The sequence below is a fragment of the Alpinimonas psychrophila genome, assembly GCF_014137865.1.
In the GTDB taxonomy this organism is placed as follows: domain Bacteria; phylum Actinomycetota; class Actinomycetes; order Actinomycetales; family Microbacteriaceae; genus Alpinimonas; species Alpinimonas psychrophila.
In genome coordinates this window covers 721,744-746,364 of record NZ_JACGWU010000001.1, presented here as the reverse complement: position 1 = coordinate 746,364, position 24,621 = coordinate 721,744, and the positions used below count along the sequence as shown (strand labels likewise).

The 24,621-nt window shown below is 57.4% G+C and carries 23 protein-coding genes and 2 tRNA genes; 16 read left to right on the top strand and 9 right to left on the bottom strand.

Annotated features, from left to right (window positions below; all coding sequences use genetic code 11):
- Positions 1-52 precede the first annotated feature (52 nt).
- A complete protein-coding gene (gene leuA, locus FB555_RS03455; RefSeq protein WP_182484013.1) occupies positions 53-1,807 on the top strand; it encodes a 2-isopropylmalate synthase in 1,755 nt (584 codons plus the stop codon).
- 34 nt (positions 1,808-1,841) lie between these two features.
- Here leuA and FB555_RS03450 read toward each other — a convergent pair whose 3' ends face one another.
- Positions 1,842-2,546 (bottom strand): trimeric intracellular cation channel family protein, encoded by a 705-nt coding sequence (locus FB555_RS03450; protein ID WP_182484012.1) that lies wholly within the window; start codon positions 2,544-2,546, stop codon positions 1,842-1,844.
- 61 nt (positions 2,547-2,607) lie between these two features.
- Between FB555_RS03450 and recO the strand changes: the two genes are divergently transcribed.
- The 10 genes from recO to FB555_RS03400 all read left to right on the top strand — a co-directional run bounded on the left by recO (position 2,608) and on the right by FB555_RS03400 (position 11,663).
- Positions 2,608-3,330 (top strand): DNA repair protein RecO, encoded by a 723-nt coding sequence (recO, locus tag FB555_RS03445; protein ID WP_182484011.1) that lies wholly within the window; start codon positions 2,608-2,610, stop codon positions 3,328-3,330.
- Positions 3,327-4,127 carry an isoprenyl transferase gene (locus FB555_RS03440; RefSeq protein WP_182484010.1) on the top strand — a complete coding sequence of 267 codons (801 nt, stop codon included), beginning with the start codon at positions 3,327-3,329 and terminating at the stop codon, positions 4,125-4,127. Before recO ends, FB555_RS03440 begins: the two co-directional genes overlap by 4 nt.
- A gap of 70 nt (positions 4,128-4,197) precedes the next feature.
- Positions 4,198-4,890, top strand: a complete 693-nt coding sequence (locus tag FB555_RS03435; protein WP_182484009.1) for a DsbA family oxidoreductase — start codon at positions 4,198-4,200, stop codon at positions 4,888-4,890.
- Positions 4,891-4,969: 79 nt separating this feature from the next.
- Entirely contained in the window at positions 4,970-6,148 is a 1,179-nt protein-coding gene (dusB, locus tag FB555_RS03430) for a tRNA dihydrouridine synthase DusB (RefSeq protein ID WP_182484008.1), read from the top strand.
- Positions 6,141-7,406, top strand: coding sequence for a deoxyguanosinetriphosphate triphosphohydrolase (locus tag FB555_RS03425; RefSeq protein ID WP_343046390.1), 1,266 nt, complete (start codon positions 6,141-6,143; stop codon positions 7,404-7,406). The genes dusB and FB555_RS03425 overlap by 8 nt, the downstream gene beginning before the upstream one ends.
- The gene (gene dnaG / locus FB555_RS03420; RefSeq protein WP_182484006.1) at positions 7,406-9,385 is read left to right on the top strand and encodes a DNA primase; all 1,980 of its coding nucleotides are present in this window, start codon (positions 7,406-7,408) and stop codon (positions 9,383-9,385) included. The genes FB555_RS03425 and dnaG overlap by 1 nt, the downstream gene beginning before the upstream one ends.
- On the top strand, positions 9,369-10,394 hold the full coding sequence (locus FB555_RS03415; RefSeq protein ID WP_182484005.1) for a D-isomer specific 2-hydroxyacid dehydrogenase family protein: 1,026 nt from the start codon (positions 9,369-9,371) through the stop codon (positions 10,392-10,394). The genes dnaG and FB555_RS03415 overlap by 17 nt, the downstream gene beginning before the upstream one ends.
- Positions 10,395-10,454: 60 nt before the next feature.
- Positions 10,455-10,527 (top strand) — tRNA-Asn (locus FB555_RS03410).
- Between the two features lie 66 nt (positions 10,528-10,593).
- Positions 10,594-11,352: an AzlC family ABC transporter permease gene (locus FB555_RS03405; protein ID WP_182484004.1), complete on the top strand. Its 759-nt coding sequence runs from the start codon at positions 10,594-10,596 to the stop codon at positions 11,350-11,352.
- Positions 11,349-11,663 carry an AzlD domain-containing protein gene (locus FB555_RS03400; protein ID WP_182484003.1) on the top strand — a complete coding sequence of 105 codons (315 nt, stop codon included), beginning with the start codon at positions 11,349-11,351 and terminating at the stop codon, positions 11,661-11,663. Before FB555_RS03405 ends, FB555_RS03400 begins: the two co-directional genes overlap by 4 nt.
- Here FB555_RS03400 and def read toward each other — a convergent pair.
- Positions 11,660-12,232 carry a peptide deformylase gene (gene def, locus FB555_RS03395; RefSeq protein WP_182484002.1) on the bottom strand — a complete coding sequence of 191 codons (573 nt, stop codon included), beginning with the start codon at positions 12,230-12,232 and terminating at the stop codon, positions 11,660-11,662. The genes FB555_RS03400 and def overlap by 4 nt on opposite strands.
- A 42-nt stretch (positions 12,233-12,274) precedes the next feature.
- On the opposite strand from def, the gene FB555_RS03390 reads away from it, so the two are divergent.
- The 4 genes from FB555_RS03390 (at position 12,275) to FB555_RS03375 (ending at position 15,547) form a co-directional block, all read left to right on the top strand.
- Positions 12,275-13,270: a DMT family transporter gene (locus FB555_RS03390; protein ID WP_182484001.1), complete on the top strand. Its 996-nt coding sequence runs from the start codon at positions 12,275-12,277 to the stop codon at positions 13,268-13,270.
- A 64-nt stretch (positions 13,271-13,334) separates the two neighbouring features.
- Positions 13,335-14,579 carry a glycosyltransferase gene (locus tag FB555_RS03385; RefSeq protein WP_343046389.1) on the top strand — a complete coding sequence of 415 codons (1,245 nt, stop codon included), beginning with the start codon at positions 13,335-13,337 and terminating at the stop codon, positions 14,577-14,579.
- Positions 14,580-14,605: 26 nt separating this feature from the next.
- Positions 14,606-14,679: transfer RNA gene (locus tag FB555_RS03380), tRNA-Met, on the top strand.
- A gap of 10 nt (positions 14,680-14,689) precedes the next feature.
- The gene (locus FB555_RS03375; protein WP_343046388.1) at positions 14,690-15,547 is read left to right on the top strand and encodes a DUF1684 domain-containing protein; all 858 of its coding nucleotides are present in this window, start codon (positions 14,690-14,692) and stop codon (positions 15,545-15,547) included.
- 44 nt (positions 15,548-15,591) lie between these two features.
- On the opposite strand, the gene FB555_RS03370 is transcribed toward FB555_RS03375, so the two are convergent.
- Positions 15,592-16,185 carry a PadR family transcriptional regulator gene (locus FB555_RS03370; RefSeq protein WP_182484000.1) on the bottom strand — a complete coding sequence of 198 codons (594 nt, stop codon included), beginning with the start codon at positions 16,183-16,185 and terminating at the stop codon, positions 15,592-15,594.
- Positions 16,186-16,350: 165 nt separating this feature from the next.
- On the opposite strand from FB555_RS03370, the gene FB555_RS03365 reads away from it, so the two are divergent.
- The gene (locus FB555_RS03365) at positions 16,351-16,863 is read left to right on the top strand and encodes a DUF3145 family protein (RefSeq protein WP_343046387.1); all 513 of its coding nucleotides are present in this window, start codon (positions 16,351-16,353) and stop codon (positions 16,861-16,863) included.
- On the opposite strand, the gene FB555_RS03360 is transcribed toward FB555_RS03365, so the two are convergent.
- The 6 genes from FB555_RS03360 to aceE form a co-directional block, all read right to left on the bottom strand.
- Positions 16,860-18,101 carry a beta-ketoacyl-[acyl-carrier-protein] synthase family protein gene (locus FB555_RS03360; protein WP_182483998.1) on the bottom strand — a complete coding sequence of 414 codons (1,242 nt, stop codon included), beginning with the start codon at positions 18,099-18,101 and terminating at the stop codon, positions 16,860-16,862. The two genes, FB555_RS03365 and FB555_RS03360, sit on opposite strands and share 4 nt — an antisense overlap.
- Before the next feature lie 88 nt (positions 18,102-18,189).
- The gene (locus tag FB555_RS03355) at positions 18,190-18,438 is read right to left on the bottom strand and encodes an acyl carrier protein (RefSeq protein ID WP_182483997.1); all 249 of its coding nucleotides are present in this window, start codon (positions 18,436-18,438) and stop codon (positions 18,190-18,192) included.
- Between the two features lie 78 nt (positions 18,439-18,516).
- Positions 18,517-19,527: a beta-ketoacyl-ACP synthase III gene (locus FB555_RS03350; protein WP_182483996.1), complete on the bottom strand. Its 1,011-nt coding sequence runs from the start codon at positions 19,525-19,527 to the stop codon at positions 18,517-18,519.
- A 26-nt stretch (positions 19,528-19,553) separates the two neighbouring features.
- Positions 19,554-20,474 (bottom strand): acyltransferase domain-containing protein, encoded by a 921-nt coding sequence (locus tag FB555_RS03345; protein ID WP_182483995.1) that lies wholly within the window; start codon positions 20,472-20,474, stop codon positions 19,554-19,556.
- A 101-nt stretch (positions 20,475-20,575) separates the two neighbouring features.
- Entirely contained in the window at positions 20,576-21,790 is a 1,215-nt protein-coding gene (locus tag FB555_RS03340) for a PucR family transcriptional regulator (protein WP_182483994.1), read from the bottom strand.
- A 9-nt stretch (positions 21,791-21,799) separates the two neighbouring features.
- A complete protein-coding gene (gene aceE, locus FB555_RS03335) occupies positions 21,800-24,526 on the bottom strand; it encodes a pyruvate dehydrogenase (acetyl-transferring), homodimeric type (protein ID WP_182483993.1) in 2,727 nt (908 codons plus the stop codon).
- Between the last annotated feature and the right edge of the window lie 95 nt (positions 24,527-24,621).

Here is a 24,621-nt window from a genome sequence, read left to right as displayed (position 1 = left end):
CTCGTCGCGGAGATTCCTGTTGGCTGACCCCCACACGCGAGGAGATAGAGCAATGAAAAATAATCAGACCCCCAGTTCCATGCCGGTCCACAAGTACCGTCCGTATCACGAGACTCTGGGCATTGATTTGCCCGACCGTACCTGGCCCGCGAAGCGCATCGAGAAGGCACCGAGGTGGTGTGCCGTTGATCTTCGTGACGGTAACCAGGCCCTCATCGATCCGATGAGCCCCGAGCGCAAGCGGATCATGTTCGACATGCTCGTGCGAATGGGCTACAAAGAAATTGAAGTTGGCTTCCCTTCGGCCAGCCAGACGGATTTTGACTTTGTTCGCAGCTTGATCGAAGACAACGCGATTCCTGACGACGTCACCATTCAGGTTTTGACCCAAGCGCGGGACTCTCTCATTGAGCGAACCTATGAGTCAATTTCCGGTGCCAAACAGGCCATCGTTCATCTCTACAACTCCACGAGCATCCTGCAACGTGACGTTGTCTTCAAGCAAGACAAGCAAGGCATCATCGATATCGCATTGCACGGTGCTCGTTTCTGCCGTGAGATGGAAAAAACGATCCCCGGCACGGAGGTCTATTACGAGTACTCGCCCGAGAGTTTTACCGGAACAGAACTCGAGTATGCCGTAGACGTGTGCAACCAGGTGATCGAGATTTTTGAACCGACTGCCGAGCGCAAGGTCATTATTAACCTTCCGGCTACGGTTGAAATGGCGACTCCCAATGCCTACGCGGACTCGATTGAATGGATGGGGCGCCATCTGGCCCATCGTGAAAATATCATCATTTCTCTTCATCCCCATAACGACCGCGGAACGGCTGTGGCGGCCGCCGAGTTGGGTTACCTGGCCGGAGCCGATCGCATCGAAGGATGCCTGTTCGGCAACGGTGAGCGCACGGGCAATGTTGACCTCATTGCCCTGGGGATCAACCTCTTTACGCAAGGCATTGACCCAGAGATTGATTTCTCGAACCTTGATGAAGTAAAGCGCACCGCCGAATATGTCAATCAGCTTAAAGTGCACGAGCGCAGTCCGTGGGCTGGGGACTTGGTCTACACCGCTTTCAGCGGCTCGCATCAGGACGCCATCAAAAAGGGTTTTGAGTCGATGGAAGCCGATGCTCGCGCGCAAGGTGTGCCGGTCGACAGCTTGGTGTGGGCTGTTCCTTACTTGCCCATCGACCCCAAGGATCTCGGCCGCAGCTATGAGGCTGTCATCCGAGTGAACTCTCAGTCAGGCAAGGGCGGTGTTGCCTACCTACTGAAGCAGGATCACAATCTTGAACTGCCCCGTCGTCTTCAGATTGAGTTCTCCGGGGTTGTTCAGGCCAAGACGGATGCCGAGGGTGGCGAAGTTACCAGTGATCAGCTCTGGACTATTTTCCAGGATGAGTACCTGCCAGCGGCGAACGAAAACGACAAATGGGGCCGTTTTGAGCTGACCGGCAGTCGTACGGAAAGCGACTTCGCGGGCACCCTGAAACTGAGTGTCGACCTTCGTGACGGAGATGAGATTGCGCCTCAGAACGCTGTTGGCAACGGTCCGATCGATGCCTTCCTCAAGTTGATGGCGGCGCACAACATCCATGTTGAACTTTTTGATTACGTGGAGCACACTCTGTCCGCCGGCGGAGATGCCTTTGCCGCGGCCTACGTTGAACTGAACGTTAACGGCAATCGGCTCTGGGGAGTGGGGATTGATTCGGACATCTCGACGGCTTCGTTGAAAGCTGTTGTGTCTGCAGTAAACCGTGCGGTTCGTCAGGAGCAAGCCCAACTCGTCACTGCCTAGCTGTCTTTAATAACCTTGGGGCCAAAACAATCGTTTAGAGGTCTCTTTGCGTCTGAATGGGGCCGGTGAGGTCCGTTGGCCTCATCAGTCGCGGGTTCCGCAGACCCTTGAGCACGCGCTGCTCGGGAAGTGACCAACCAAAGCGAACGGCAAGAAGGCGGATAGCTGTCGTGACGGCGACGCACGTGATTGAGGCCGCAACGAGACCGCTTCCGAGGGCGTTCATCGTAATCAAGACGAGTGTTCCGGCGCCCGCCGCTACCGCGTAGAGGGATCCCACGTGCATGACGGAAATGGGCATATTGAGAAGCAGGTCTCTCAAGACGCCACCGCCGACGGCAGAGATGACTCCCACAAAGATTGCCGGAATATCGGGTAGTCCCAGATTGAGGGCGGTCGTGACACCAATGGCCCCAAAGAGGCCAAGTGTTAGGGCATCCAATGAGGTGATGACCCAGTCAATCCGTATCATGATGCGGCCGAAGAGCATGCCCATGAGTGCGGCAAGAACGGCGACGCCGATATACCAATTCTCGGCTAACGCGAGGGGCTGCCGGGCCAGGAGAATGTCACGCAGAAAACCGCCACCCAGTCCCGTTGAGACACCAATGATGGATATGCCCAGCAGATCGAGTTTTCTGTCGCGAAAACCCGAGGCGTACATGGCGCCCTGCAGGCTACCGACACCAATCGCCAGAGCATTAGTCCAGAGGGGGACCTCAATTATTCCTGCGTCCATGTGACTGGTTTACCACGTCGCGCCCTGCCTCAAGGAATGACGAGGCGAGGGATAATGAATTGTGCCGGTTTATCGTGATGAAGGGGTCGTGCTTCGTACCCAAAAATTGGGGGAGGCCGACCGGATTGTCACGCTCCTCACCCGGAGCCATGGAAAAATTCGTGCGGTGGCAAAAGGGGTGCGTCGAACGGCATCCAAATTTGGTGCTCGGCTCGAGCCCTTCATGGTTGCCGACGTTCAGATTTATGAGGGCCGAAGCCTCGATATTATTTCGCAGGCAGAATCATTGGGTTCCTACGGTGCAAACATCGTTGACGACTACCCTCGGTATACGGCCGCCAGCGTCATGGTGGAGACCGCCGACAAAGTTACCGAGTCCGAGGGGTCGCCCCAGCAATACCTGCTCTTGGTCGGAGCCCTTCGTTCGTTATCGCGCAACGAGCACGCCCCTTCTCTCACCTTGGACTCGTATCTCCTGCGGGCTCTCTCGATGGCGGGATGGGCACCGAGCATAGATTTTTGCGCGAAATGTGGCACGGAGGGAATCCACGGTTCGTTCGTCGTTCAACTCGGTGGCATGCTGTGTGAGAAATGCGCGCCTGTGGGGGCCGCCCGAATCGATGCCGCCACGGTGGACCTTCTTGACGCCCTCCTGAGGGGTGATTGGGACCGTGCCGAAGCTCACACTGCCGTCACTTTGTCTCGGGGTAGTGGAATCATTTCTGCCTATGCTCAGTATCACCTGGAGCGAGGACTTCGATCAATGGAGCATGTAGCGAGATGAGCAAGCCAAAAACTCACAAAGATGCCGTTGATTTCCGGCCCGTTGACTGGACGGGGGAGTACCCGCCCGTGTTCCCCGTTGGGAGTGTGCCGAAGCACGTGGCCATCGTCATGGACGGGAACGGTCGTTGGGCCAATCAGCGCGGCCTCACACGTGTCGAGGGCCACAAAGCCGGCGAAGCGGCGTTGCTGGATGTCGTTGCCGGGGCCATCCAAACCGGTGTCACCCATTTGTCGGTCTACGCTTTCTCGACCGAAAATTGGAAGCGGTCCCCGGACGAGGTGCGTTTTCTGATGGGCTTCAATCGCGATGTCCTGCATCGTCGCCGTGACCAATTGAACGAGTGGGATGTCCGAGTGCGCTGGGCAGGCCGGCGCCCGAAACTATGGCCCTCCGTGGTCGACGAACTTCTGTTTGCGGAACAACTCACCCGTGCAAACAAAACCCTGACCCTCACCATGTGCGTCAACTATGGTGGTCGCACCGAAATTGCGGATGCCGTCCGGTCCATCGCCGCCGAAGTTGCCCAAGGCACTCTCAAGCCTGCTCGGATCAGTGAGAAAACCATTGCCCAGCATCTCTATGTCGCCGATATGCCGGACGTTGATCTATTCGTGCGCTCCAGCGGAGAACAGCGCACGAGTAATTTCTTGCTCTGGCAGTCGGCCTATGCGGAAATGGTATTTCTCGATACGTTGTGGCCGTCATTTGGTCGGTCGCAATTGTGGGAGGCAATTTCGCAGTATGTGTCTCGTGATCGGCGTTTCGGTGGTGCGATTGACACACCGACCCCCTAGCGGATCCTCAAACCCTCGCTAAAACGTTGTCAAAGGGAATACGGCGTCGCAACGGAGTGTTTCAACCAGCATGACCGATGTAAAAGCTCCCGTTCCTCTTCCCACCCTTAGTGAATCTGCTCCTATCAAAGTAGATATTTGGTCGGATGTGCAGTGCCCGTGGTGCTACATCGGCAAACGCAAATTTGAAAAGGGCGTGGAGCTCTTTGGGGAGGACGTTGAGGTCGAGTATCACTCCTTTGAGTTGGCTCCCGATACTCCTGTTGACTTTGACGGCAGCCCCGTCGATTACTTGAGCCAACGCAAGGGACTGCCGGTGGACCAAGTTCACGAGATGCTGGCGCGCGTCACCGAAGTTGCCCGAAGCGTCGGTTTGGAATACAACTATGACGCCGTTCACCAAACCAACACGATCAAGGCCCATGAACTGATGCATTTTGCCAAGAAACACGGCATGCAAGCGGAGATGAAGGAACGCCTCCTCAGTGCCTATTTCGTGGAAGGCAAGCATGTGGGGCGCATTGACGATCTGGCAGATCTGGCGCAAGAGATTGGGCTCGACCGTGCCGCCGCCCACGCCGCTCTCACGGATGCTCGTTACCTCAGTGCTGTGAAGGACGATGTTGCCCAGGCCGAGGCCTATGGCATTAGCGGAGTTCCGTTTTACGTTATCGATGGCAAATACGGTGTGTCAGGCGCTCAGAATCCTGAGACTTTTCAAAACGTGTTGGAACAAGCTCGAGAAGAACGCCAAACACCCTAGGGACTTCAGGCGAAAAGAGTAAGCGCACCTGATCGCGCGGGCTCCCGTGGGATACTGGGTGTTCAGGAGAAATGAAACGATGACGACGGTAGAAAGCCCTGCCCGCGCAGGAAATTTGACGATTGGGCCGATTGAGGTCGATGTTCCCGTCGTGCTCGCTCCCATGGCGGGCATCACCAACACGGCCTATCGTCGTCTTTGTCGCGAAAACGGTACCGGCCTCTTCGTGAGCGAGATGATTACGTCCCGCGCGTTGGTGGAAAGAACGCCCGGGTCAATGCAGCTCATCCAGCACCACGAGAGCGAGAGCATCCGCTCCATACAGCTCTACGGTGTTGATCCCAAAACCGTCAGCGAAGCTGTAACGATGCTGGTGGCTGAGAATCGCGCGGATCACATTGACTTGAACTTCGGTTGCCCGGTGCCCAAGGTGACGCGAAAGGGCGGCGGTGCGGCCCTTCCCTGGAAGCGCACTCTCTTTCGCAACATTGTGGAAGAGGCCGTTAAAGCTGCGGGTGATGTCCCCCTCACAATCAAAATGCGTAAGGGCATCGACTCTGATCACTTGACGTATATTGAGGCCGGTAAGGCCGCCGAAGGCGCCGGTGTAGCTTCCATTGCACTTCATGGTCGCACGGCCAGCGAGTTCTACTCGGGGCAAGCTGACTGGAACGCTATCGCTGAGCTCAAGAATGCGATCACTTCAACGCCGGTACTCGGTAATGGTGATATTTGGTCGGCCGAAGATGCCTTACGCATGATGGATGAGACAGGATGCGACGGCGTCGTCGTCGGCCGTGGCTGCTTGGGGCGTCCGTGGCTCTTCGCGGACCTGACGGCCGCCTTCCGGGAACGCGCTGGACTCATCCCCGCGGGAACCCGGGCTGCCCCTGACTTGGGCCATGTTGCTGCGACTCTTCGCCGTCATGCCGAACTTCTGGTGGAGTTCTTTCCGTCGGAAGAGCACGCGTGTCGCGACATCCGCAAGCACATCGCATGGTATTTCAAGGGATACCCCGTAGGTGGCGAGCTTCGCTCCCAGATGGCCCAGGTGACGAGCCTGCAACATCTCGACGACCTATTGGGCCAACTCGACTGGAGCATGCCCTATCCCGGTGAAGGAGCAGAGGGTCCACGAGGGCGTGCGGGAACACCTAAACGCACGGCGCTGCCCGACAAGTGGCTCGAATCGCGTGAACTGAGCGAGAATGACCAGTGTGCCGTTGCAGGGGCCGAAATTGAGGCCAGCGGTGGGTGAGCCCTCCTCCGATCGGACTGCAACATACGCCGACCGTGATGCCGAACGGATGTTTCCCGAAAAGCATTCTTCACGGCGCAGTGATTTTGCCCGTGATCGTGCCCGGCTGCTTCACTCCAGCGCGTTGCGTCGACTTTCGGCAAAAACGCAGGTTCTCAGTCCCACGGCGGGTGTTGATTTTGCTCGTAATAGGCTGACGCATTCTTTGGAGGTGGCCCAGGTTGGCCGCGAACTTGCCGGCCGTCTGGAGCTCGACCCCGATGTTGTTGACACGGCCTGTCTCGCTCACGACATCGGGCATCCGCCATTTGGCCACAATGGTGAGCGTGCCCTTTCTGATTGGGCTTCCGATATTGGAGGCTTCGAGGGTAACGCGCAAACGTTGCGCCTCCTGACACGGCTTGAGCCGAAAGTTTTTGGCCCCGACGGACACAGTTACGGCCTTAACTTGACCCGCGCCAGCCTGGATGCCAGCACGAAGTATCCGTGGCCCGCTCAACAGTCGATCCCAGACCCGTCGGGCCGTGAGAAGTTTGGTTTCTACGCCGATGACGTGGATGTCTTCGAGTGGATGCGCGAGGGTGCGCCCCGCCGTCAACGGTGCATCGAAGCTCAAGTCATGGACCTTTCGGATGACATTGCGTACTCGGTTCACGACTTTGAAGATGCTGTGGTCAATGGCTACGTTGACGTCCGATCCCTGGGAGCCAGAGTCAACCACGACGAACTCGTCGATTCGATGTTCGAATGGATTGGTGGTGAACACTCTCATGATGAGCTCATTGCGGCCTTTGACCGTCTCGACACGATTGATGTGTGGCTTGATACGTGGGACGGCTCTCGTGTGGCGCAGGCTCGCCTCAAGAACCTCACCAGTCAATTAATCGGTCGTTTTGCGCACGCTGCTGTGCATGCCACGCGTGACGCTTACGTTCAAACGAGCCTGATCCGTTTCGGTGGCAACATCGTCATTCCCCGACACATTGAAGCCGAGATTAGCGTGCTCAAGGGCATCGTGGCGGCATTTGTGATGTCCACAAATTCGCGTCAACCGCTGTACATGCATCAGCGTGAGATTCTCACGGAACTCGCAGACGTCTTGGACAGCCAAGGGACCAATGCGCTTGATCATGCCTTCGCCGACGATTATCGTCAGGCTTCGGACGAGGTCGCACGCCGGCGCGTCATCGTCGATCAGGTCGCGAGCCTAACTGATCAGTCGGCCATGGCCTGGCATCAAAGATTGGTCGTGACCTAGTGGCGGGGCGTATTCGACAAGCAGACGTTGAAGAGGTCAAGGCTCGCCTCAATATTGCCGATGTCGTGGGGGATTACGTTTCGCTCAAGAGTGCTGGCGTTGGTTCCCTCAAGGGTCTCTGTCCTTTTCATGACGAGCGCAGTCCAAGTTTCCATGTGCGGCCGCAGGTCGGCTATTTTCATTGCTTCGGATGCGGTGAGAGTGGTGACGTCTACACGTTCGTTCAGAAGATGGATCATCTGAGCTTCACAGAATCCATCGAGCGGCTTGCGGCACGAATTGGGTTTGAGCTGCACTACGAGGAGGGCAGCGGCAAGCCAAACGAGTCCGGTAACCGCTCTCGTATTCTGGCCGCTAATGCCGCCGCGTCGGAATTCTTTTGTGCCCAATTGGGAACTCCGGGGGCAAAAATCGGCCGGGATTTTTTGGGAGAGCGTGGTTTTGACCGCGACGCCGCGGCGCGGTTTGGAATTGGCTATGCCCCGAAGAGTTGGAACGAGCTTCGTGATCACCTCGTGGCAAAGGGATTTTCTCGCGAGGAACAGATTCTCGCAGGACTTCTGTCGGAGGGGGAGAAGGGAGCCTACGACCGTTTCCGTGGCAGACTCATGTGGCCGATCCGTGATGTCACAGGGCAAACAATTGGCTTCGGGGCACGCAAACTTTTTGAGGATGACAAGGGTCCGAAATACCTCAATACCCCGGAGACCCTGGTTTATCATAAGGCTCAGGTCCTGTACGGTCTCGATCTCGCCAAGCGGGACATTGCTAAAGAACGTCGTGTCGTTGTCGTTGAGGGATACACCGACGTCATGGCCTCACACCTTTCGGGGATAACCACGGCTGTTGCCACGTGTGGCACGTCCTTTGGAGTGGAGCACATTAAGCTCCTCCGTCGGGTCATGGGTGATGATTCTGGGCTCGGTGAAGTGATCTTCACTTTCGACCCGGACCCGGCCGGCCAAAAAGCAGCAATGCGCGCCTTCACAGAAGAACAACGTTTCTCGGCGCAGACCTTTGTTGCCGTTCCTCCGGAGGGTCTCGACCCCTGTGACTTGCGCTTGACCCACGGAGAACAGGCCGTTCGCGACCTCATCGCCAGTAAGCAACCAATGTTCGAATTCGTGGTTCGTCAAATTCTCAAAAACTACAATCTGGACACCGTTGAAGGCCGAATTGCGGCACTGCGTGAGGCAGCCCCCGTCGTTGTCGATATTCGGGATGTCGCGTTGAAACCTGGATACACACGTGAACTAGCGCGTCTCATCGGGGTGGATGTTGGCGAGGTGCACAGTGCCGTAGCCGCTGCCGTGAAGAATACGAAGGCTGCTGCTATCGCGGCAAAGGCGAAGGCAGACCGTTCTGCGCATACCGCGCCTCTGGCGGCATCAGGCGGAGCCTCTCGAGCAAACCCGGAACGTCCCGCGATGAACGACTCGCAAGATTCGCCGATTGATGACGGTACGCCTTATGACAATGGCGTCCGTTCCGAGAGCATCGGGCCGCGTGTCTTTGACCTGAACGCTGATCCCTCGACGCGCCTGGAACGCGATGCTCTCATGGCGCTCCTTCAGTACCCCGAAGAAGTCGGCCCCACCCTCGCGGCCGATGTCGCTCAAGCTTTGGTTGCTAACTCAAACCTTGCCACCGTCCGTGACGCGATAGGGGCGAATCTTGAGGAGCTCGGTGGGAGCACGTGGATTCAACGGATTCAAAATGATGTCCCCAGCGAATGGCGCCCTCTTGTTACTCAACTGGCCGTTTCCCCATTACCTCAGCGTGACAATCGTGAAATTGGGGCTTATTGCCGGGGTGTTGTGTCTTCCCTCGTCGACCGTGATTTGGTTCGGCGAAAGTCCGAACTTGTGGGGCGACTCCAACGCACTCCGATCGATCAAGGGGAGACTTCTCGCGCCATTCAACAGGAGTTGATGGCGTTGGAGTTCAAGAGACGGGCACTCAATGAAGATCAGGCTTAAAGATTGCGCGTGTGCCCCTGCGCAGCACGTGGCGGTTCTCTCAGAGGAACCTTCCACCCCGTTGTCCTTCGGTAACGCTCCCACGTCAGGCCCCATTTCCGTGGCGCCGACGTCATCGAAGGTATTCGAAGATGCTGTGCGCGGGGCTGGCGGTTCCGTTGTTCCCCTCAGCGACGCCACGCGTGGTCTCATCTGGCTTTCCTACCGGGAACCACACGAACTGGGGGCAGTCTTGGCTTCGCATCCTGGGATCTCCTGGGTTCAACTCCCCTTTGCGGGAGTCGATGCCTTCGTCGACGTCATCGCGAACGATGCAGGACGTTCCACTGTCTTCACAAGTGCCAAAGGATGTTACGCGCAGCCCGTTGCAGAACACGCGCTCGGTCTGACACTGGCCGTTCTGAGATATCTTCCGCGCCGCGCTCGCGCAATTTCGTGGGATTCTGAGCCTTTAGGAATCTCCCTCTACGGCAAGAACGTCACGATCATCGGTGCGGGAGGAATTGCGCGGGAGTTGATCCGATTATTGGCTCCATTTGGGGTGAACATTTTTGTTGTCCGCAGAACGGCTAGTCCGGTTCCCGGAGCGGCCCGCACCGTGTCCGTCGAACACCTCGATGATGTATTGCCCCAGACCGACGTCCTCATCCTCGCTGCAGCCCTCACATCGTCTACCCACACCCTCATCGGCGCACGCGAACTGGGCCTGATGAAAGCAACGGCGGGACTGGTCAACATCTCCAGGGGAGCTCTGGTGGACTCGGAAGCGTTGGCCGAGGCTGTGGTGGCAGGTAGATTGACCGGGGCTGCCGTTGACGTCACCGACCCGGAGCCCTTGCCCGACGGCCACGTGTTCTGGACAACACCCAACATGCTCGTTACCCCTCACATGGCCGACACTCCCGAGATGATTGCTCCACTGTTGGCCGTTCGAATCGGCGAGAACGTCAAGGCCTTCCTTGCCGGCACCGCATTCGTGGGTTTTGTTGATAAAAATGTCGGTTACTGACCCGGTCGGGTTTTTGGCAGTCCCGCCTGCAGTGCTAAAGTAATAACGCCCAAAGTGCGATCCCCGATAGCTCAATTGGCAGAGCAACGCACTGTTAATGCGTAGGTTCATGGTTCGAGTCCATGTCGGGGAGCGAACCCCCTAGCCCTCCACGGTTAGGGGGTTTTTACTTCCGCCAAAAGTGGATGAGGAGTTCTCGATGGCACTATCCCTCGAGACCAAGAACGCCCTCCGCGCAGGCATTGCGGTGGGCACAGCCACTGCCGCCTATGGTTTTTCTTTTGGCGCCTTGAGCGTTGCCGCTGGACTTTCCGTGTGGCAAACTTGCGTGCTCTCACTCTTCATGTTTTCTGGTGGTTCCCAGTTCGCTGTTGTCGGAATCCTCGCCTCCGGTGGCGTCTCGGCAGGACCGGCAGCGATCGCTACCAGCACTTTCTTGGGCTTACGTAACGGTATTTATTCGCTGCGGATGGCTCCTCTCCTCCGTGGAGGGTGGCTCACGCGCATTGCCGCAGCCCAACTCACCATCGACGAATCGACAGCCGTTGCCTTGAATCAGAAGGCGCTCCATGCACAAAGAGTCGGCTTCTGGGCAACGGGTATTGCCGTCTATGTCGGATGGAACCTGACAACGCTTCTCGGGGCTTTGGTCGGTAATTTACTGGGCGATGTGAGCAAGCTCGGGCTCGACGCCGTAGCAGCCGCTGCGTTTGTTGGGCTCCTTTGGCCGCGTTTGCGCCAGCTTCAGGCCAGTGTGGTGGCGGGGGTGGCGGCCGTGATCGCCACGATCCTGATTCCTTTGTCACCGCCCGGAATTCCCGTACTAGCCGCCGCCGTTGTTGCTGTTATCGTCGGCCTCACAAATTGGTTTCATCGCCCCGATGCAATAAATCAACCGGATGATTCCACTGATCCAGGAGATGTCATGGGAATGCATTTGTCGGAGGGGAAACAGTGAACCTCTGGACCATAGTTCTCGTTGCGTCTCTGGGAGTATTTGCCGTCAAACTTGTGGGGTATCTTGTGCCCGCTTCCATTTTGGCCACGCCGCGGCCCACCCGAATTGCGAATCTCTTGACGGTCGCCATGCTCGCAGCCTTAGTGGCCGTGCAGACCCTCGGAGCGGGGGAGTCTATTGTTCTCGACGCCCGGATACCAGCCGTTGTCCTCGCGGCGGGGCTTTTCGCCTTGCGTGTTCCGTACATCCTTGTCGTGCTCGTCGCCGGCGTGGTGGCGGCACTCCTTCGCAACTTTGGCCTGATGGCCTAGCGCGCCTCATCCTCTAAGTTGTCAACGCCGGGCATCCACGACAAGCCCGGTTTGCCCCAGCCGCGCTTACGTTCAGTTTTTGCAGCAAGCTTGGCTTCGCTTGCGTCGAGGCGGTCGATGTAGAGGTACCCCAAGAGGTGATCAAACTCATGTTGCATGATGCGTGCGAACCAACCATCGCACTCGATTTCAAAAGACTTACCGTGCACGTCCTGAGCCCGAAGAATGGCCCGTGAAGCCCGCAAGAGAGCAAACCGCTCGCCGGGAAATGAGAGGCACCCTTCCTCATCTTCCTCGGTGACGTCACGTATCTCGAGGGGAGTCATAAAGAGCTCGGGGTTCACCGCAGCGCCACGGCGTGGGTTTCCATCATCGTCGGGATAGTCATATACAAACACTTGTGCCGAGACGCCAATTTGCGGGGCTGCGAGGCCCACCCCGGGAGCAGCATCCATCGTGTCGAGCATGTCCTCAATGAGGTGTGCAAGCTCAGTATCAAATTTGTCGACACGGCCCGCGGGCGTATGCAGAACGAGAGAACCAGAAATTACGATAGGACGAACGGCCATGCCTCCAGCTTATTGCTCCATTGTCACGGTAGCCTCTCAACTATGCCCATGGATGATTTGTCGCAGCTCACGGCGGCGATTGCTTTCGATCCGAAGCAATTAATCGGTATTCCCTTTGCTCTGGTGGGGGCTGTGTTTATGTCCATCGGCGCTCAAATGCAGCACCGCGGAGTGGGCAAAGTCGGTGAAAACAATGCCAAGAATGCCGAGAACGCCAGTCTCAATCTCCGCCAGCTTCTTCTGCTTTTTAGGCGTCCTTCCTGGGTCTTCGGCTCGGTACTTTTAGGTTTTGCCATCGTCTTCCAACTTGTGAGTCTCGGATTTTCACCCCTCATCGTGGTGCAGCCGATCGGGGCGGTGGCGCTCGTGTTGACCTCGGTCATCAATTCCCGCGTGAGCAAAACGCACTTGAATGCAATGTCAAAGTTGGCTGTCACCTTGTGCGTGGGGGGAATCGGCATTTTCGTTGCAATCGCTGCGTTCACAGCCGTTAACACCCCGATCAGTGCGGCTGATTTGCTGGAAATTCTGACAATTCTTGCCGTGGTTCTGGTTGTTTTTGCTGTCGTCTTTTGGATTTTCCGAAAGCGGGCCTCGGCGCTTTTTTATATCGTTGGCGCCGGGGTCCTCTACGGTTTCGTCGCGACACTGGCGAAAGTCGTGATCACCCGTGTGTTTAGTGGGGCAACAGACTGGCTGACGTGGGCCTGTGTCCTGGCTTTGCTTTTGGCGGCCGTTCTGGGGGCCCTTTTCGTTCAGAACGCCTACTCCTCAGGTCCGCCCGATCTCGTAATCGCCGGGCTAACGGTCATTGATCCGATCGTTGCCGTCACGATCGGTATCGTGATCTTGGATGAGGCTTCCCAAGCTCCGGGCTGGGCGATTCTTTCGTTCATTGGAGCGGGGGCTATCGCTGTTGTGGGAGTTTTCATGCTCGCAAAGTATCATCCCCATACGGCCCACGAAATTGCCGAAGTGACTCAGGATCTCAAATCCTCGGTCAAGGCACGCACTCGTCGTGGTTCTTCCGTAAAATAGAATTATCTCAGCCGAAGCTGGTTGTGACCGGGGCGATAACGTCCTTTCCAAACAAAGGATTTGCGTGTCCAAGGCTTCTGTCACTCCCACGGGAGGGCGAGACAAGACCCCCGCACCACGACGACCCCTCACCGTCCTGATCGGCTGTGACACTTTTGGTCCCGACGTCAACGGGGCCGCGAAATTTGCGGAACGCCTTGCGGCGGGTTTGGTGGAGCGCGGCCACAACGTTCATGTTGTCGCCCCCGCCGCGGGACGAAAATTCGGCACGTGGACAGAGGTTCACGAATCGCAACCCATGACCGTGCACCGGCTCAAGAGTTGGCGTTGGTACCCGCACGACTGGTTGCGCTTTGCTCTCCCGTGGCAAGTTCGCGCCAATGCCAGGCGCATTCTGGACGAGGTCAAGCCTGACGTGGTCCATTTTCAGTCCCACATTATCGTCGGTGGCGCACTTTCTTCAGAGGCTCAGAAGCGCGGGATCCGCATCATCGGGACGAATCATTTCATGCCCGAGAACCTGCTGGAGTTCACGTTGCTCCCCGAGGCATTTCAAACTGCTGCCATTCGAACGGCATGGAAGGCTGCGAGTCGCACGTTTGGCCGCGCCGAGGCAGTGACCACCCCGACACGTCGTGCGGCTGATTTCCTTGAGGAATACACGGACCTCTCGGACGTGCATGCAATTTCTTGCGGTATCGACGCCCACCGGTATAAGCCAAATTTCTCCGCCGATGTGCCTAACAAGATTCTTTTCGTTGGGAGAATAACGGGGGAAAAGAAGATTGATGTGCTCCTGAAGGCATTCGCTAAACTTCCTGCTGAGCTTCAGGCAACCCTAGAAATTGTGGGCGGTGGTGACCAGCTGAACAATCTTAAGAACTTGGCAGGCGTGCTGGGAATCAAAGATCGCGTCAAATTCGCGGGATACGTCACTGACGAGCAGTTGAAAGTCACGTTGTCGGGTTCAAAGGTTTTTGCCATGCCGTCCATTGCGGAGCTTCAGTCGATTGCGACGATGGAAGCGATGGCGTCAGGGTTGCCCATCGTGGGCGCCAACGCTATGGCGTTACCCCATCTCATTCACGATGGCGAGAATGGGTTCCTTTTTGCCCCCGGTGATGTTGACGGAATGGCCGAGAAGCTGGAGCGGGTTCTCACCATGAATAAAGATGAACGGGACCGACTAAAAAACAACTCCCTTCGATATATTCGTGGACACGACATCACTCGGACCCTTGATACATTTGAGGCGCTTTACCGAGGGGAAACTGTCGTTGACCCCGATCCTGAGAGCACAGAGGGTTGACCCGCACCAATAGACTCTCTTTGTAAGGGGCGGTAGCTCAGCTGGTTAGAGCACACGACTCATAATCGTCCGGTCACGGGTTCAAGTCCCGTCCGCCCTACAATTAAGTTGTGACCGATGAAACCTTAAACACGCCTCCTGCTTTACCCAGCCCTGAAGAAACATACGCGATTTTTCGGGCTCGCCGCCACGAAATGTCCTTGCTACCGCAAGGAAGCCTTGCACTGATCAACACGCAATGGTTCTATGGCGTCCCTGGAGAAAAAGAGAGTGTTTGGGGCGTTCCGGGGCTCTGGGCAGCGCGAGGCGCTAGCGAGCTCGGAATTGAGCTAACGGCGACCTTGGAGGATTGCATTGCTGTTGACGGAGAGACTGTCGACGGGATCGTCAATGTTTTTGGACGTGACTCCCAGACGCCGTCTTCGATACTGTTTGCCGATGGCAAAACGGGCACCGTTATTCGCGGGGAGGACGGCAAGTATGCCTTGCGAATTTGGGATGCCAACAGCGAAGATCTTCAAAACTTTGGCGGGATTGATTCTTTTGCCTACAACCCCGACTGGGTGATCACGGGGTCATTTACGCCTGTTGAAGGCGGTCGATCCCTCGGCGTCAGTCATCTGAAAGATGATGGCGTTGCCCGGGACAAGGTCATTCCTGGTGACATCCGGTTTACCTTTGATGGAGTTGAATACAATCCCGCGGGGTTCAAAGAGGGGCGTGCTCTGATGATCGTCTTCTCCGATGCCACGAGCGGCGAGACTTCTTATAGTGTGGGTCGTTTCTTGATGGTTGCCCCAAACGTTGACGGCACAATCACGTTGGATTTCAACCGCGCCTATCTTCCGCCCTGCGCCTTCAGCTATAACTTCAACTGCCCCATGCCTCCCGCTCAGAATCGTTTCCCTTTTGCCGTGATGGCCGGTGAAAAAAACGTTCTCAATAAGTCCGGAGAACTACTCCACTAAAGCCCTCCCGCAATAAGCCCTGCAGGCGCTCGTGCCTCTGGTCGCTATTTGTTGAGCGGAACGCTTGGCCGGCCACGTTTGGGGCGTGCTGCGCTATAACCATGAGCCGCTAGAGAAGGACCAGCGGAATTCCCGTCGTAGAGTCCGTAACGGCTACTCATGTCCCTTCGGACGTCTCCGAGCCACGCGAGAGCGGCATCCTGGAATCTTGCGTTCGCGGCCGCCAAGAGGGTTGAATGTCCAGTACCAGTGGGAGCCGGTTCGCCGGTGTCGCAGGTGAGGAGCACTTCATAGGCACCGACGAGAGATTCCATGAAGCTGTCGTCGAGCGAGCGCGCAATCAGAATCCGGTCAAGCAGCTCGGACCAGTCGGTTGCGCTGACGAGGGTGGCGCCTGATAACCAGTCCACAGCGGTCTGATTGCCCGAAGGGGTCAGTGCATAAAGGGGTAAACCGTCAGCCGTTTCTCCTTCACGTTGCACGAGTCCGGCCACGACCAGCCTGTCGAGGGTTCCATAGATCTGACCGACGTTTGTGCGTAACCGATGGGGCGCGCGTTCGCACAGCTCAGAATGGAGCTGGAGGCCGTAAGCCGGCCCCAGCGTCAGGATGCCCAGGAGGGCTTCTCTCACCGCCATAGAAACACTCTACTCAGTAGTGTGCGTGCTGAGAGTTTGCTGGACTCACTTGGGTGACATTGTGCCATTTTGCATGCGTATGGCACACTGTTGTGATAATCGAATAGTCGATCATTGCACTGCACATCCATTTGAGGTCGTTGGGGAAGACGCACCTAAAGAGAAATGGATGATGAGATGACGGCAGTGTCGACGGGTGTAATTTTTGTACACTCTGCTCCACGAGCGTTAAGCCCACACGTTGAGTGGGCTGTTAGTCGTGTCTTGGGCAGGGGGGTAACGTTCACTTGGCGACCACAGGCCATCCTTACGGGCACACAGCGCGCCGAATATTACTGGCAGGGCCCTGCGGGCTCTGGAGCGGCTATCGCGTCAGCATTGCGGGGTTGGACCCATCTTCGCTACGAAGTCACCGAAGACGTTTCCCACGGTGGCGACGGAGGGCGCTGGTGCCATACGCCGGCCCTCGGCATTTTCCATTCTCAAACCGACGCCGTTGGCAACATGGTAATCAGTGAGAACCGACTGCGCGTGGCGATGGAAAGCGCAGGGCCAAATGCCAGCGCCCTCCTTGCGGAAATATCCCAGATTCTAGGGGAACCTTGGGATGCCGAGCTCGACGCCTTTCGACAAGCAAGTGATGATGCAACCGTGACATGGTTGCATCACGTGGGCTAGTTGTAGCTACGAAAGGCTACGACGGCGTTGTGGCCACCGAAGCCGAAGGAGTTGCTGATGGCAAGCAAATCGCCTGCTGGCAACGCACGAGGGCTCGTGACAACGTCAAGAGGTATCTCGGGGTCTTGACTCGTGAGGTTGATCGTGGGGGGTGCCAGACGGTTGTGCAGGGCCAATACTGTGAACATTGCTTCGATTGCCCCTGCACCACCAAGAAGGTGGCCGGTGGAGGCCTTTGTCGCCGAGACGGCAATGTTATCCAGGTGGTCGCCAAATACACGGCGAAGAGCGTTGTACTCAGCAATGTCACCAACGGGAGTCGACGTTGCATGGGCATTGATGTGAATGACGTCGCTTATCGAGGCATCGGCCTGGTCAAGTGCTGACAGCATGGCTCGAGCAGCGGCTGACCCTGAGGGGTCAGGGGCAGTGATGTGGTACGCATCGGACGTCACAGAACCACCGACGACCTCCGCGTAAATTTTGGCACCACGTGCCAGCGCGTGCTCCTCAGTTTCTAGCACAAGGGCGGCGGCACCTTCGCCCAGAACAAAACCATCACGCGTGACGTCATAGGGACGTGAAGCGGTCGCTGGGTCATCGTTTCGCTTGGAGAGAGCCTGCATTGCGGCAAACGATGCAATGGGCATGGGGTGGATTGCGGCCTCGGAACCACCGGTGACGATGACGTCGGCGTAACCAGCCATCAGGTGATCGTACGCATTCGCGATCGCCTCGGTGCTGGAAGCGCAGGCAGAGACAACAGTGCGAACACCAGCTCGCGCATGAAGGTCCATGCCAATGGCAGCGGCCGGGCCGTTGGGCATGAGCATTGGAACAGTCATTGGCAGGACGCGTCGCGGCCCCTTTTCGCGCAAGGTGTCCCATGCGTCGAGAAGAGTCCATACGCCACCGATCCCGGTGGCCCAGTCAACGGCTAAACGGCCGGGGTCGACTTCGGGGCTACCAGCGTCAGCCCAGGCCTCTCGCCCTGCAATTAGGGCGAACTGACTCGACGGGTCGAGGCGCTTTGTTTCGATGCGCTGAAGAATCTCGACGGCCGGTACGGCAGCCTGGGCTGCAAACTTAACGGGAAGCTCAAGACGCTCAACCCATTCCTGCTCCAGAGTGGATGTACCTGACTTACCGGCAAGGAGCGCGGCCCACGTTTCGGGGGCGGTTCCTGCGAGAGGGGAGGTGGCACCGATGCCGGTGACGACAATTCTCTTGGAGCTCATGGGGAGGTCTTTCTGTAGAGGTGACGAATGGAATGTGATCGGGGGTGATGAGTGAAGGCGCGACACATCGGCCCCCGGTCAGGAGTCCTTAGGCTGACGCAGCCGTGATGAAAGCAACAGCATCGCCGACAGTCTTGAGGTTCTTTACCTCTTCGTCGGGGATCTTTACGTCGAACTTCTCTTCAGCGTTCACGACGATTGTCATCATCGAGATCGAGTCGATGTCGAGGTCGTCTGTGAACGACTTGTCCAGCTCAACTGTGTCGGTCGCAATTCCGGTTTCGTCATTGACGAGCTCGGCAAGACCTGCAAGTACCTCTTCTGTGGACAGTGCCATTTTTAATCTCCTTGTTGATGGGTGTTTATGTGACCGAGGCCTAGTTTACTCAGCCTCGGAAAGGTATTTGATGAGGCCCTAAGGTAGTACGACTACTTGGGCACCAAAGACGAGACCTGCACCAAAACCAATTTGTAGAGCAAGCCCACCGCTCAGTTCAGGATGCTCGGTGAGGAGCTTGTGCGTGGCCAAGGGGATCGAGGCTGCCGAGGTGTTCCCTGTGGTGGCAATGTCGCGGGCGATAACGACGGATTCGGGAAGTTTGAGTTGCTTAGCAAACTCATCGATAATTCGCATGTTTGCCTGGTGGGGGATAAAGGCGGCGAGTTGATCGCTGGTGATGCCTGCCTTCTCCAGAGCGAGTTGTGCCACTTTTGCCATGTCCCAGACAGCCCAACGAAAGACGGTTTGCCCCTCCTGGCGCAACATTGGCCAGTCGACCTCGCCCTTACCATCACGGTATTCGGCCAGCGTGTGGTCCATGCCGACGGCGTCCCACTTGCTGCCATCCGACCCCCACACAGTGGGGGAGATCCCCGGAAATTCGCTCGGACCGACGACGGCAGCGCCGGCACCATCACCGAGCAGGAACGAAATGGAGCGGTCGGTGGGCTTGGCGTAGTCGCTGAGCTTTTCTGCACCAATGACGAGAACATAGTGGGCCAGGCCGGAACGGATGAAAGAGTCCGCTTGAGCGATACCGTATGTGTAGCCTGCGCAAGCAGCAGAAATATCGTAAGCGGCAGCGGGGTTGGCCCCAACACGGTCGGCCACGAGTGCCGCCATCGAGGGGGTTTGAACAGTGTTACTGATGGTCGAAATGAGGACAGCGTCTATTTGATTGGGATCGATTCCGGCCTTGGCAATCGCTTCCTTGGCGGCGGCCGTGGCAAGATCGGCAGCTGTAACGTCTTTGGAAGCGCGCATTCGGGTAATAATTCCGGTGCGCTGGCGGATCCATTCATCCGTGGAGTCAATTGGTCCGGCAATGTCATCGTTGGTCACGGTGATGTCGCCCCGGGCAGCGCCGAGAGCATAAATCCGCGAAAATGAAGCTCCGACGGACTGGTTCAATTCAATGTGTGCCATGGGTAGTTTTCCTTTGTTCGACGTTCTTAGCGAAGATTATCGATGAGTTCACGGGCGGCGACGAGATCGCCGGGAGTTTTGATGGCAACGGTTGGGACGCCTTTAAGGGCACGCTTGGCGAGTCCCACAAGGGCGCCACCGGGGGCAACCTCGATGATTCCCGTCACGCCCGCTTCGTGGAAGCTCTCCATACAGAGGTCCCAACGCACCGGAGACGCGACTTGCCCGACCAGGAGATCACGGAACGTTGCACCATCGGAAACGACGGAGCCGTCATAGTTCGTCCACAGCGTCAGAATGGGGTCCTTGATAATGAGAGGTGCCGCTGCGATTCGAAGGGCTTCTACAGCCGAAGCCATGTACTGCGTGTGGAATGCCCCGGCCACCGGCAGAGAAATAACGCGAGCACCCGTTGGCGGTGTAGCCGAGAGGGCGGCGAGAGCGGCTACTTCGCCGGCAACCACGAGTTGCCCACCGCCATTGTAATTAGCGGCCGAAAGTGAAAGATCGGCTAACCGGGCAAGAATGTCCGGGAGGTCGCCACCGATGATTGCGCTCATCCCCGTGGGTACAAGAGATGCAGCCTCGGCCATCGCACGTCCCCGAAGGCCCACAAGTGTGACGGCATCTGTGGCGTCGAGGATTCCTGCACCGGCAGCGGCCGTGAACTCACCAACAGAGTGCCCAGCGATTCCCCCAACCTGCGCAAGGTGACCGGATTCCCGAAGGGCATTAAGCGACAGGATTCCCGCGGCAACGATGAGGGGTTGTGCAATGGCGGTATCGCGAATCGTGTCGGCATCGCTCGTGGTGCCGTGGGCAATAAGATCCGTTCCGGCAGCCTCGGAGAGATTTTCAAGGAGTTCCAGAGAAGCTGAATCTTCGATCCAGGGATTAAGGAATCCTGGAGTTTGAGATCCTTGGCCGGGGCATACAACGATAATCACAGTTCTAGTCTCCCAATTTGGTGGGTCACATGTTGTGGATACTCCAACACACTATCCGGTCAAGTGTTGTGGGAATACCCAAGAGCCAAACGGGTATACGGTTATGGCATTGTGCCGGCAGGAGAGCGAAGAGCGCGTGTCGGCCGCTTCAAAGGCTCCTTTATCGCCCCTAATATGAGCGCGGCTTGCAAGATCAGGGCCTCCCGGGGTCCCGTTGCATCCCAGCCAATAACTTCGCTCACACGCTTCAGCCGATAACGCACCGTGTTGGGATGAACGAAAAGTTCGCGGGCCGTGGCCTCGAGGGAGCGTCCGTTGTCGAGATAGGAGGAGAGGGTTATCAAGAGGTCGGGGGAGAAATCGTTCAGCGGGGCGTAGATTTTCTCGACAAGGGTTGCGCGCGCCAACGGATCACCAGCGAGGGCACGCTCGGGTAGCAGGTCATCCGCGGCCACAGGCCGGGGCGCTGCTCGCCATGCTCCAGCAACCGAGAATCCTGCCAACGCAGCCCGTGCGCTGGTGACGGCATCGACGAGGCTGGGTACTTCGGGACCCAGCACGAGGAATCCCTCCCCAAAATCGGGTTCCATCTGTTTGGCCATTTCCATGAAGCTCAACGCCGTTGACTGCGTCTCATCATCAAGGGGTTCTGCGCGCCCGATGACCAACACGAGTCGACGACCCTGCACGCCAATCAGGATGTCGGCCTCGAGGTGGCGGGCGGTACGGCGGAGGCGATCCACCTCAAGTTGGCGCGGTGCTCGTCCGACGAGAACACAGACTTCACCGCGGCCCTGCCATCCTAAAGCGGCAATTCGGCTCGGAAGATCATCGTCATACTCACCGCTCAAGATTGAGTCGACAACGAGGGCCTCAAGTCGGGCGTCCCACAGGCCGCGAGCTTCAGCAGCCCGGGCGTAGACATCAGCGGCCGCGAACGCAATTTCCCGCGAGTAGAGCAGGATGCCCTCGCGGAGGTGATCGCCGTCATTCTTTACCCGATCTTCAACAACTTCAACCGTGACGCGAATGAGTTGGAGGGTCTGCTGGAGGCTCACCGAGCGAAGCAGTTCTCGGGGTGCCGCACCGAAAACATCCGATGCGACCCACGGCGTTGTCTTCGAGTCTTCATACCAAGAAATAAAGGACGTAATGCCAGCCTGAGCGACCAGGCCGACGGCGGAACGTCGCCCCGGGGGCATATCGCGATACCACGACAGGGTGTCTTCCAGTCGCTTGACGGTCAGCGTTGAGAGCTCGCCTGAAATGGTCCGAAGCCACGCCAGCGTATCTGCCTTGGTTTGATGAGTAGCCATAGCGGCTTTCTAGCTTTCGCCGCCGGCAGACCCTGTCGTACCCGCCTTCACATCATGGAGGCGATAGCGCTCAATGGCCTCACGAACCACGGAACGGTCAATCTTGCCCTGTTTTGCGAGCTGCTCCAAGGTCTTGACAACCAAGGAAGGTCCGTCAATTTTAAAATAGCGTCGAGCAGCAGCGCGCGTGTCGGAAAAGCCGAAACCGTCGGCACCAAGCGTTGCGTATTCCCGGGGCATGAACGGGCGAATGAGGTCGGGAACCATGTGGTCGAAGTCGGTTACGGCAACGATAGGGCCGTCGGTCTCGCCGAGGGCTTGCGTGACATGGGAGACACGAAGAGGGGCTTCCGGGTTCAAGAAGTTGAACTCATCTGCGGCGAGGCCATCACGTCGCAATTCACCCCAGGACGTGACAGACCAGACGTCTGCAGCGATTCCCCAGTCATCGGCGAGGAGCTGCTGCGCCTCGAGCGCCCAGGGCACAGCAACGCCGGAGGCAAGAAGCTGTGCCTTATGGCCGCTCACTGTTGACTCCCTCAAACGATAGATACCACGAAGCAAACCTTCAACATCCAAGTTCTCCGGCTCTGCAGGGTGAACGAGGGGCTCGTTGTAGACCGTGATGTAGTACATGACGTTCGGATCAACATGGGGGCCACCGTACATGCGCTCGAGACCGGCCCGAACAATGTGGCCAATTTCGTAGCCATAGGCAGGGTCGTAGGAGATGACAGCTGCATTCGTTGCCGCCAAAACGGGGGAGTGTCCGTCGGCGTGTTGCAGTCCTTCTCCCGTCAACGTGGTGCGACCAGCCGTTGCGCCGATAACAAATCCGCGAGCCATCTGGTCTCCGGCAGCCCACAGTGCGTCTCCGGTGCGCTGGAATCCAAACATCGAGTAGAACACGTAGACCGGTATCAGGACTTCGCCCTGAGTCGAGTATGAAGTGCCTACAGCGGTAAACGCGGCGAGAGCACCAGCTTCGTTGATCCCTACGTGCAAGATTGTTCCGGTGGAGTCTTCCTTATAAGCCAGAAGGAGGTCGCGGTCTACGGAGATGTAATGCTGACCGTTGGGGTTGTAAATCTTGGCGTTCGGGAAAAACGCGTCCATACCGAACGTTCGAGCTTCATCAGGAATGATGGGCACGATACGGTGGCCAAATTCCTTGTCACGAATGAGGTCCTTGAGAACGCGCACAAACGCCATGGTGGTGGCAATTTCTTGCGTGCCCGAACCCTTCTTGGCAACCTTGTATGCGTCATCGCCGGGAAGAGTGACCTGCGTATACTTCGAGCGTCGCTCGGGAAGATAACCGCCGAGTTCGCGACGACGTTCGTGCATGTACTGGATGCCCTCGTCGTCGGCTCCCGGGTTGAAATACGGCGGCTGGTAGGGGTTCTCTTCTAAGGTCGTATCCGTAATCGGAATCTTGAGAAAGTCGCGCATCGTCTTTAAATCGGGAAGGCTGACCTTCTTCATCTGGTGTGTGGCGTTACGTCCTTCGAAGGTGCGACCGAGGCCGTAACCCTTGATGGTGTGCGCCAAGATGACGGTGGGCTGGCCCTTGTGTTCGCTTGCGGCCTTGAACGCCGCAAAGACCTTGTTGTAGTCGTGACCGCCACGCTTGAGGCCCCAGATTTCATCGTCTGTGTAGCCTTCTACGAGCTTGAGGGCACGCGGATCGCGAGCAAAGAAGTTTTCGCGAACGAAGGCTCCATCTTCCGTCTTGTAGGTCTGGAAGTCGCCGTCCGGGGTGTCGTTCATGAGGGTGCGCAGGGCGCCCTCGTTGTCATTCTCAAGAAGGCTGTCCCACTCGCGACCCCAGATGACCTTGATGACGTTCCAGCCGGCACCTCTAAAGAAACTCTCGAGCTCCTGAATAATCTTGCCGTTACCGCGAACAGGGCCATCGAGGCGCTGAAGGTTGCAGTTGATGACGAAGTTGAGGTTATCGAGTCCTTCATTGGCGGCAACTTGAAGTTGACCGCGGCTCTCGACCTCATCCATCTCACCATCACCCAAGAATGCCCAGACCTGCTGGTCGGACGCATCCTTGATGCCACGGTTGGTTACGTAGCGGTTGAGCTGCGCCTGGTAGATCGCGTTGATGGGTCCCAGGCCCATCGACACAGTGGGGAACTGCCAAAACTCTGGCATGAGGCGAGGGTGAGGATACGAGGAAAGACCGCCGCCGAGGTGTGACTTTTCCTGACGGAAACCATCCAGTTGATTCTCGGTGAGTCGCCCTTCAAGATAAGCGCGGGCATACGTACCGGGGGAGGCGTGACCCTGAACAAAGATTTGGTCGCCGCCACCGGGGTGGTTTTGCCCGCGGAAGAAGTGGTTAAAGCCAACCTCGTAGAGGGAAGCTGAGGAGGCATACGTGGAGATGTGGCCGCCGACGGCGATTCCAGGGCGCTGAGCTCGGTGCACAAGAATGGCTGCGTTCCAGCGAATCCAGGCACGATAACGACGTTCGATTTCCTCGTCGCCGGGAAAGGCGGGTTCGTTCTCGGGAGCGATGGTGTTGATGTAGTCCGTCGTCGGCACCATGGGGACACCGAGATGGAGCTCTTTGGAGCGACGAAGCAAGCTCAGCATTATGTCGCGTCCGCGGCCGTGGCCACGCTCATCGACTACCGAATCGAGGGACTCAGTCCACTCCGACGTCTCACTAGGATCGACATCGTAATTTGAAACCGAATATGGATCTTGGTCATTGACGCTCACGACAACCTCTTTCTCGGCGGGCAGATCATGCCTGACATACGGGATTGGAGAGGGCTTCCGGGTTGCGGTTGCGTTTCTCTCGGCACAACTCTACC

What these genes read in the sequence shown, in the direction of transcription:
- FB555_RS03365 (WP_343046387.1), top strand. Translation starts at nt 16,351, where the DNA reads ATGGATGATGAGATGACGGCAGTGTCGACGGGTGTAATTTTTGTACAC.
- FB555_RS03370 (WP_182484000.1), bottom strand. Translation starts at nt 16,185, where the DNA reads ATGGCGGTGAGAGAAGCCCTCCTGGGCATCCTGACGCTGGGGCCGGCT.
- def (WP_182484002.1), bottom strand. Translation starts at nt 12,232, where the DNA reads ATGGCCGTTCGTCCTATCGTAATTTCTGGTTCTCTCGTTCTGCATACG.
- dusB (WP_182484008.1), top strand. Translation starts at nt 4,970, where the DNA reads ATGACGACGGTAGAAAGCCCTGCCCGCGCAGGAAATTTGACGATTGGG.
- FB555_RS03405 (WP_182484004.1), top strand. Translation starts at nt 10,594, where the DNA reads ATGGCACTATCCCTCGAGACCAAGAACGCCCTCCGCGCAGGCATTGCG.
- FB555_RS03350 (WP_182483996.1), bottom strand. Translation starts at nt 19,527, where the DNA reads ATGGCACACATTGAATTGAACCAGTCCGTCGGAGCTTCATTTTCGCGG.
- FB555_RS03435 (WP_182484009.1), top strand. Translation starts at nt 4,198, where the DNA reads ATGACCGATGTAAAAGCTCCCGTTCCTCTTCCCACCCTTAGTGAATCT.
- FB555_RS03340 (WP_182483994.1), bottom strand. Translation starts at nt 21,790, where the DNA reads ATGGCTACTCATCAAACCAAGGCAGATACGCTGGCGTGGCTTCGGACC.
- FB555_RS03440 (WP_182484010.1), top strand. Translation starts at nt 3,327, where the DNA reads ATGAGCAAGCCAAAAACTCACAAAGATGCCGTTGATTTCCGGCCCGTT.
- FB555_RS03415 (WP_182484005.1), top strand. Translation starts at nt 9,369, where the DNA reads ATGAAGATCAGGCTTAAAGATTGCGCGTGTGCCCCTGCGCAGCACGTG.
- FB555_RS03355 (WP_182483997.1), bottom strand. Translation starts at nt 18,438, where the DNA reads ATGGCACTGTCCACAGAAGAGGTACTTGCAGGTCTTGCCGAGCTCGTC.
- FB555_RS03390 (WP_182484001.1), top strand. Translation starts at nt 12,275, where the DNA reads ATGCCCATGGATGATTTGTCGCAGCTCACGGCGGCGATTGCTTTCGAT.
- leuA (WP_182484013.1), top strand. Translation starts at nt 53, where the DNA reads ATGAAAAATAATCAGACCCCCAGTTCCATGCCGGTCCACAAGTACCGT.
- FB555_RS03450 (WP_182484012.1), bottom strand. Translation starts at nt 2,546, where the DNA reads ATGGACGCAGGAATAATTGAGGTCCCCCTCTGGACTAATGCTCTGGCG.
- FB555_RS03360 (WP_182483998.1), bottom strand. Translation starts at nt 18,101, where the DNA reads ATGAGCTCCAAGAGAATTGTCGTCACCGGCATCGGTGCCACCTCCCCT.